This window comes from Vagococcus vulneris, from assembly GCF_003950515.1.
Classification (GTDB): Bacteria; Bacillota; Bacilli; order Lactobacillales; family Vagococcaceae; genus Vagococcus; species Vagococcus vulneris.
Window position 1 is genome coordinate 36942 of the sequence record NZ_NGJS01000017.1, and the last position, 9216, is coordinate 46157.

Below are 9216 nucleotides of genomic sequence, written 5' to 3' on the forward strand. Positions count from 1 at the left end.
AATTATACATGATTACAGTAACAAATGTGAGTTTACAATTTCCTGACCGTAAACTATTTGATGACGTAAATATTAAATTTACTCCTGAAAATTGCTACGGATTAATCGGAGCAAACGGTGCAGGTAAATCAACATTTTTAAAAATTTTATCCGGCGAAATCGAACCGACTACCGGAAGCGTTACATTGGGACCTGATGAACGATTAGCAACACTAAAACAAAACCATTTTGATTATGAAGATGAGACAGTTTTAGATACAGTTTTTATGGGACACAAGCGTCTTTATGAAGTTATGAAAGAAAAAAATGCTATTTATTTGAAAGAAGATTTTTCAGATGAAGATGGAATCAAAGCTGCTGAATTAGAAGGCGAATTTGCTGAATTAGACGGCTGGGAGGCTGAACCTGAAGCTGCTAGTTTACTACAAGGACTAAATATTCCAGAAGAACTGCATACATTAAAAATGGCTGAATTAACTGCTGGACAAAAGGTTAAAGTCTTACTTGCCCAAGCTCTTTTTGGAAAACCAGATGTTTTGCTTTTGGATGAACCAACTAACGGTTTGGATATCGAATCAATCGCATGGTTAGAAGAGTTCTTAATTAATTTTGACAACACAGTAATTATTGTATCCCATGACCGTCATTTCTTAAATAAAGTCTGTACACACATGGCTGACTTAGACTTTGGAAAAATTCAGCTATATGTTGGTAACTATGATTTCTGGTTAGAGTCCAGTCAATTAGCTGCGAAATTACAAGCTGATCAAAACGCTAAAAAAGAAGAAAAAGTCAAAGAACTAAAAGAGTTTATTGCACGGTTCAGTGCCAATGCTTCTAAGTCAAAACAAGCAACATCACGTAAAAAAATGCTGGATAAAATTGAGTTAGATGATATCCAACCTTCATCACGTCGTTATCCGTTTGTCGGGTTCAAAGCAGAGCGTGAAATTGGTAATGACTTATTACAGGTGGAAAATTTATCTAAAACTGTCGATGGTAAAAAAATATTAGACAATGTTTCCTTTACGTTAAATAAAGATGATAAAGTAGCTTTCATTGCCAAAGACGATATCACTACAACGACTCTCTTTAAAATTATTATGGGAGACATGGAACCCGATACCGGCAGTGTTCGTTGGGGTGTGACCACTTCACAAGCTTACTTACCAAAAGATACATCTGAAGAATTCTCTACGGACACCCCAATCTTGGATTGGCTGCGGCAATATGCTTCAAAAGAAGAAGATGACAACACGTTTTTACGCAGCTTCTTAGGACGGATGTTATTCTCAGGAGATGAAGTATTAAAACCAATTAATGTCTTATCTGGGGGGGAAAAAGTTCGTTGTATGTTATCTAAATTAATGTTGTCTAAGTCAAATGTTTTAGTACTTGATGATCCGACAAATCATTTAGATTTAGAATCAATTACTGCATTGAATGATGGACTAATTGCCTTTAACGGATCTATCCTCTTCACTTCTCATGACCATCAATTTATTCAAACTATTGCTAATCGGATTGTTGCTGTCTCTGATAAAGGCGTTGTGGATCGTGCAGAAACAACTTACGATGAATTCTTAGAAAACACAACTGTCAAAGAACAATTAAAAGAGTTGTATAAATAAAATAAAAAAAGAGATTAGATAAATTAATTTTCTAATCTCTTTTTTTATTTTATTTTCTCTTTTCTCCAAAGGAAAAAACCGCTATAGCTCCATAACCTGTGTGGCTTGAAATAGTTGGACCCATTGGATACAACTCCACACCTGCAATATCAATCGATTGTAATAATAACTCTTTCACTATCTCAGCTGCCTCTAAATCACCGGCATAAGCAACGTAAAGGACTTGCTCAGAACTATTTTGAATCGTTTCAGATGTCTTAACTACTAACTCTTTTAATGAGTGCTTACGACCACGAATCTTACCAACATTGATTAATTGCCCCTCTAAATTCATCACAATAATCGGCTTGATTTGGATGAGACTACCTAACGTTGCAGAGACCTTTGAAATACGACCACCACGCTCTAAATGACTTAAATCAGTCACCGTTACCCACGAATGCAGATAATCGATATGATCGTTCAACCAAAAAATCGTATCATCGAGCGTTTTTCCTTCATTTTTTAAATTAATTAAATGATTTGCCAGCAACCCTTCACCTAAACAAGCTGCTTTTGAATTAACTACGGTTACATTGACATTTTCATGCTCTTCTTTCAACATATTTACCGCTGTAACTGCATTTTGATAAGAACCACTCAAACCAGAAGAAAATGCAAGATATAATAATGGCTGTTCACTATTTATGTATGGTTTAAATAATTCTAAATATGTTCCCAAATTAATTTGCGAAGTTGATGACATTGCGCCGTTTTTTAAGTCTGTCATAAATTTTTGATTATCAAATGTTTTGCCTAAATCATCAATATATTCTTCACCATCTATATTAATAATCATACTAACTAGTTGGACATTACTTTCTGCTAATCTTTTATAAGGTAAATCACAGCATGAATCTAACAATAAATCAAATTTGTCTGTCATGTCAAACACTCCTTTCTTTGTTTATATCAAAAAAAGAAGAGTTTGACAACTCTTCTTTTTTATTTGTTCGTTATATTTGTGCCCAAACACTTTCTAAGACATTTGTTTGTGTACGATCAGGTCCAACAGAGAATGTTGAAATACGGACACCAACTAATTCAGAAATACGATGAACATAGTTGCGTGCATTTTCAGGTAATTCTGCCAATGTTTTACATTGGGTTATATCTTCTGACCAGCCAGGCAGCTCTTCATATACTGGTTTACAGCGTGACAACTCTTTTAAACTTGCTGGATAATGGTAAATTTCTTGACCATCTAATTCATACGCGGTACATATCTTAACAGTAGGTAATCCAGTTAAGACATCGATAGAATTTAGCGATAAATTAGTAATACCAGAAACGCGTTTAGAATGACGCATCACGACAGTATCAAACCAACCGACACGACGCGGACGTCCAGTTGTTGTACCATATTCACGACCAACCTCGCGAATTTGGTTGCCTGTTTCATCAAATAATTCAGTAGGAAACGGGCCATCGCCAACACGTGATGTATATGCTTTACATACCCCAACTACACGATTAATTTTTGAAGGTCCAACACCACTTCCGATTGTGACACCACCGGCTACTGGATTAGAAGAAGTTACAAACGGATATGTTCCTTGATCAATATCAAGCATAACGCCTTGAGCACCTTCAAACAACACTCGTTTTCCATTATCTAAAGCATCATTTAAGATGACTGAGGTATCTGTGACATATTTTTTAATTTCTTGTCCATAAGCATAATACTCTTCAAAGATATCATCAAATAATAAAGGTTCACTGTCATACATTTTAACGAATTGACGATTTTTATCTTCTAAATTAATTTTTAACCGTTCGGCAAAAATTTCTTTATCCAATAAATCAGCAATACGAATACCCACACGAGCAGCCTTATCCATATATGCCGGGCCAATTCCTTTAATTGTCGTTCCAATCTTATTCTCACCTTTTGCATCTTCTTGCAATTGGTCTAATTTAATGTGGTAAGGTAAAATGACATGCGCGCGATCAGAAATACGCAAATTATCTGTGTGAATACCATGATCAGCTAGATAAGCTAACTCTCTTGTCAATGATTTAGGGTTAACAACAACTCCATTACCAATAACACTAATTTTTTCTTTATAAAAAATCCCAGAAGGAATTAAATGCAATTTGTAAGTTACTCCGTCAAATTGAATGGTATGACCTGCATTATCTCCACCTTGATAGCGAGCAATAACTTCTGCATTTTCGCTTAAGAAATCGGTAATCTTACCTTTACCTTCATCGCCCCATTGTGTTCCAACAACTACTACTGATGACATATGAACACTCCATTTCTATGATATCTATTACCTAACTATTTTAACAGTAAACACCACTTCATTCAACTATTTTCGAACTTTAATAACTTTAAAAATATATTCAAAGCTAAAACACGAACATTAAAACTCTTCACGATTTGATAAAGAAGAAAATTTGTTATATTCTTTGATAAACAGCAATTCAACAGTTCCACGGGCACCGCTTCGGTTTTTTTCGATAATAACTTCAATAACATTATTGACTTCTTGCTCATCATTATCTTCATCGCCTTCGCGTTGGTAATAATCATCACGATAAAGAAAGGCAACAATATCGGCATCTTGCTCGATCGATCCAGATTCGCGAATATCACTTAATACAGGCCGCTTATCTTGACGCTGCTCAACACCACGAGATAGCTGCGACAATGCGATAACAGGAACATGCAGTTCTTTAGACAACTTCTTTAACTGTCGTGAAATTTCAGATACTTCTTGTTGACGATTTTCTCGTCCATTACCTTCAATTAGTTGTAAGTAGTCAATCAATATCAAACCTAAATTGCCTTGTTCTTGTGCTAATTTTCGACATTTCGCACGAATCTCAGATATTTTAATACCAGGAGTATCATCGATGAAGATACTAGCACGAGATAAACTACCCATCGCAACGATTAAGTTATCCCATTCTTCATCAGTTAACTGACCTGTTTTTAAATGAGATGCTTCCACAAGTCCCTCTGAGCAGAGCATTCGGTTAACTAAAGACTCTGCACTCATTTCTAGACTAAAGATAGCAACCGATTTGTCTGTTTTCGTACCTACATTTTGAGCAATATTCAGAGCAAAGGCTGTCTTACCCACTGCTGGTCTAGCAGCTAAAATAATCAGCTCTTCAGGCTGCAAACCAGCAGTCATCTTATCTAAAGCATGATAACCCGTTGGTAACCCTGTTATGGTGTCTCCTTGCTGAGCCAATCTTTCAATCTGACTGATAGAATCTCCCAGAACATCCGAAATAGCCAAAAAACCACTACGATTCCGTTTTTCAGAAACCTCTAAGATGCTGCGCTCAGCGTCATCCAGTATTGTTTCAACATCATCACTTTGTTCGAATCCGCTAGTCACAATTTCTGTTGCTGTTTGAATCAATTTTCGAAGTAAGGATTTTTGCTCCACAATTTTCGCATAATAACCAACATTAGCAGCAGTCGGTACACTCAATGTTAACTCGGAAAGATAACTAATCCCACCAATATCTTCCATGAGTCCTTTTTGTTCTAGTTCATCTTTGATTGTTACAACATCAATCGGTTCATTTTTGTTATTTAGATCCACCATGATTTGAAAAACTAACTGATGCGCACGACGATAGAAATCAGGTGCATCAATATATTCCATAGCTTCCACAATCGCATCTGAATCTAAAAAAACCGAACCCAATACAGCTTGTTCCGCCTCGATACTTTGCGGTGGCATTCTGTCTTGTTGAATCATTTCCATTCAACATAACTCCTATCTTTTTCTTATTCTGTCACAACATGGACACGTAATTTGGCCACAACTGTCTTATGCAATTTAATAGGAACATTTGTATATCCTAATGACTTGATAGGTTGATTTAAGTCCATTTTGCGCTTATCAACTTTAATGTCATGTTGTTTTAGTAAAGCTTCAGCGATTTGTTTTGATGGAATCGAACCAAATAGTCGACCATCTTCACCAGCTTTTGAACGAAGTGTTACTTCAAATCCTTCAGTCTCTATTATATCTTTCAATTTTACAGCTTCTTGTAATTCCTCTGCTTCTTCTCTTGCCTTAGCTTTATTTTTACCTTGTAGTTCGCTTAATGCTTGAGGAGTTGCTTCAACAGCTAAACCTTTTTTTAGTAAGAAATTTTGTGCGTAGCCTACAGCAACGTCTTTTACATCACCTTTGTTTCCTTTTCCTTTAACATCTTGTAAGAAAATAACTTTCATTTATATGCACTCCCTTATCTATATTAAGCATAATTGCTACTACTCATTTTACCATAGATAAAACATCTTTTCATAATCAAGCAATAGAATATAAAAAGACATTCATCAAAATTGATGAATGTCTAAAATCTCTCTATTCTTCGCCTACGAATGGAAGTAATCCCATAATTCTAGCGCGTTTAATAGCGATTGTTAATGGTCGTTGGTATTTAGCGCTTGTACCAGTAACACGACGTGGTAAAATTTTTCCTCTTTCAGAGATAAATCTTTGTAATAAATCTACATCTTTATAATCGATATGTTCGATATGATTAGATGTAAAATAACATACTTTACGACGTTTTCTTCCGCCTCTTCTTTGTTGAGCTGCCATCTTGTGCTCCTCCTATTCTATCTTAGAATGGTAAATCATCATCCGAAATATCAATCTGCTGTGATGAATTTCCGAAAGGATCACTATCACGATCAAAATTCGGCATGTCATTTTTACCTGAAAATGAAGGTTGTCCAAATGATTGATTATTTTGGTTTTGAGAAAAATTGTTATTATTATAATCTCCTGAGTTTTGTCTTTGTTCAGACGTACCCTTTGATTCTAATAATTGGAAATTTTCACATACTACTTCTGTCACATAAACACGTTGACCTTGTTGATTTTCATAATTTCTTGTTTGAACACGACCGACTATACCTAGCAATGTGCCCTTACGAGCATAATTGGCTAAAGTTTCAGCTGGTTTTCTCCAAATCACACAATTAATAAAATCAGCTTCACGTTCGCCACTTTGATTTTTAAAGTTGCGATTAACAGCTAATGTAAATGATGCAACAGCTGATCCATTTGACGTAAAACGTAAATCAGGATCTTTAGTAAGTCTTCCGACCAATACCACATTATTAATCATTTGCACATCTCCCATCATAAATTAATGTTTCACGTGAAACATTTTATTTTTCTTCTTTAACGATCATATGACGTAAAATATCGCCATTGATTTTAGCTAAACGGTCAAATTCATTAAGTGCGTCAGCATTTGTAGAAGAAACTTTTACGATATGGTAGATGCCTTCATGGAAATCTTTAATTTCATAAGCTAAACGACGTTTTTCCCATTGTTTAGACTCTAAAACTTCAGCTCCATTATCTTTTAAGATAGCATCAAAACGAGCTACAAGAGCACCTTTTGCTTCTTCTTCAATGTTAGGACGAATAATATACATGATTTCGTAATTTACTGCCTGATTCATTGATTTTCACCTCCTTATGGACTTAAGGTTCCTAAGAAACTAGGAACAAGGAGAGTAAACTTGTCCGTCTACTCACATTAGAACATTATACAGTTTTTGTTATACTAACGCAATAGCTATTTACATTTTTTTAAATCATTTGCCAACTATTTAAAATATACGCTATTCACTTGTTTATATTTAAAAAGGTAAAAAAATAGCCTAGTAATCATTGCGTTAACACTGAACGAGGTTTCTCATCATTAAACGTCCAGGTCATTGTTAACTGATTACTAGGTCTTTTTACGTAAGGAATACGGCACATCCCCACTCTCCTTCATTAAAAAATCTTTCCCTGCATTAGTACGCTCCTACTTCGTGCATACATCCATAAGTATCTTGTCGTAGCCTCCTATTAAAGCAATCTATATCAAATATCTTATGGGGGATCTCTATCCCTTACACTTCGTATTATAGCATATTTACACTATTTAAGAAAGCGTTTTCTTTAATATTTATTTAAGCAATCAAAATAAAAAATACTGTCCTTTTGAGTCGCTTCTTCAGAAAACATCTTTTGATGAACTTAGTTTGACTGGAAGTATTTTATAGATTGCTTCTTATTTTGTCTTATTGATAGTCATCAAATCACGTGGTAAACACTAGATCATTAAACTAATTTTTATTCCTGGTCATGTATTAAATGTCCATTGACTATTTAAATTAATCAAACATCCTGACTATTTCTTAACATCATTCCCGAGTTGATTGCTGTAACCCTTATTTTTCACTCTAACTCTGATTATCTATCAGTATACTATAGCCATCCCTTATGCATATTTCTAGTAATACGTATTAAAGAATAAAACGACCTATTAGGCACTCTTAAGCAATCCTAGGAGACTTTTAATAGTTATCAGTTCAATATGTTCTAACAAAGTGGTACTATAAAACTGTAGATATTAATAGGAGGTTTTATATTATGACTAGTCAATCGAAATCTTTCAACTGGCTCAGTTTACTAGTTGGTATCTTATTCATTGCGACAGCCATTATGTCGTTTAAAGATCCAACTGGAAGTCTTGCCAGTATCACCATTTTTATAGGTATTATTGCTTTAATTAAGGGGATATCAGATATTACAATTCGCAACAAATTGAAAAAATATACCGGAAAAACACCTAACGTTTTACTTGTTGTTGGGATTTTAGATATCGTCTTTGGGATTATCCTTTTAACAAATGTTACAGTTGGGATGATTGCTTTACCTTTTATTTTCGCGATTTGGTTTATTGTTGATTCTATCAGTGGGTTATTTTCTTTAGACATTGCTAAAAGTGTCAGCACTGCCTACTACTGGCTTTGTTTGATTCTTAACATCGTCGGAATCTTCTTAGGTATCTCATTATTCTTTGATCCCATCGCTTCTGCTTTGACGCTAAGTTTTATTGTTGGATTTTACTTAATGTTGATTGGGATTGTATATATTGTCCATGCCTTTACAAATGATAGTTATTAGTGGCCCTCCAACAAAAATCTATACTTAAAAAACTGCTAAAACAAATTTATAGGATGAGTGTTTACTGTATCTTAATTTTCCTCATCTTTCTAATTCTACGTCTAATAGTGTAAAACAGACAGATAAGTTTATTTAAGCAATAAAAGCCTGTTGGTTTTATTGCTTATTTGTTTGTGTTTAAAGTTAAGTATATTCTATATTTGTAGTTTTAAAAGCTCTCATATTCGTAAACTAATTGTTTAATTGGTGTAATATCATTAAGCGAATCGGAAACTAACTCATTATTCAATAATACACCGACAACGATAATCTATCTATGTATGTCAATCATCTAAAATTTTTCAAGAGAATCTTCTAAATTTTCTGTTGTATTTTAAATTAATTATTCACAACCCTTCCATTCTAAAGTTGCGTTTTGTCACTTTAATTTTACCTAAAAAATTTATTTACTTCATTTTTTGCAAAAAATCAAAACCTCCAGTGTGAACTGGAGGTTTGTTCTTCGGCTGAAAGCCTCTATTGCCGGCCTGAGCCTAAAAGGCTCACTGAAAAAGTCTCCCTTATGCACCACATTCACTCGCTGATCCTAAAAG

Annotated in this window: 9 protein-coding genes; 2 read left to right on the top strand and 7 right to left on the bottom strand. The window is 34.5% G+C overall.

All coding sequences use genetic code 11. The features are described from left to right. Positions 1-8 precede the first annotated feature (8 nt). A complete protein-coding gene (locus CBF37_RS09880; RefSeq protein ID WP_125984591.1) occupies positions 9-1631 on the top strand; it encodes an ABC-F family ATP-binding cassette domain-containing protein in 1623 nt (540 codons plus the stop codon). 49 nt (positions 1632-1680) lie between these two features. Here the strand turns inward: CBF37_RS09880 and CBF37_RS09885 are convergent, their stop codons facing one another. The 7 genes from CBF37_RS09885 to rpsF all read right to left on the bottom strand — a co-directional run bounded on the left by CBF37_RS09885 (position 1681) and on the right by rpsF (position 7125). After that, complete coding sequence (locus tag CBF37_RS09885) at positions 1681-2556, bottom strand: DegV family protein (protein WP_125984592.1); 876 nt, start codon at positions 2554-2556, stop codon at positions 1681-1683. A gap of 70 nt (positions 2557-2626) precedes the next feature. Beyond that, a complete protein-coding gene (locus CBF37_RS09890) occupies positions 2627-3919 on the bottom strand; it encodes an adenylosuccinate synthase (RefSeq protein WP_125984593.1) in 1293 nt (430 codons plus the stop codon). Between the two features lie 120 nt (positions 3920-4039). Continuing rightward, positions 4040-5401, bottom strand: coding sequence for a replicative DNA helicase (gene dnaB / locus CBF37_RS09895; RefSeq protein ID WP_125984594.1), 1362 nt, complete (start codon positions 5399-5401; stop codon positions 4040-4042). Positions 5402-5424: 23 nt separating this feature from the next. Then, positions 5425-5877: a 50S ribosomal protein L9 gene (gene rplI, locus CBF37_RS09900; RefSeq protein ID WP_125984595.1), complete on the bottom strand. Its 453-nt coding sequence runs from the start codon at positions 5875-5877 to the stop codon at positions 5425-5427. Positions 5878-6010: 133 nt separating this feature from the next. Beyond that, positions 6011-6250: a 30S ribosomal protein S18 gene (gene rpsR, locus CBF37_RS09905; RefSeq protein ID WP_125984596.1), complete on the bottom strand. Its 240-nt coding sequence runs from the start codon at positions 6248-6250 to the stop codon at positions 6011-6013. 22 nt (positions 6251-6272) lie between these two features. Then, on the bottom strand, positions 6273-6782 hold the full coding sequence (gene ssb, locus CBF37_RS09910; protein ID WP_125984597.1) for a single-stranded DNA-binding protein: 510 nt from the start codon (positions 6780-6782) through the stop codon (positions 6273-6275). A gap of 43 nt (positions 6783-6825) precedes the next feature. Next, entirely contained in the window at positions 6826-7125 is a 300-nt protein-coding gene (rpsF, locus tag CBF37_RS09915; protein ID WP_125984598.1) for a 30S ribosomal protein S6, read from the bottom strand. A 961-nt stretch (positions 7126-8086) separates the two neighbouring features. Between rpsF and CBF37_RS09920 the strand changes: the two genes are divergently transcribed. Next, positions 8087-8623, top strand: coding sequence for an HdeD family acid-resistance protein (locus tag CBF37_RS09920; protein WP_125984599.1), 537 nt, complete (start codon positions 8087-8089; stop codon positions 8621-8623). Positions 8624-9216: the final 593 nt, after the last annotated feature.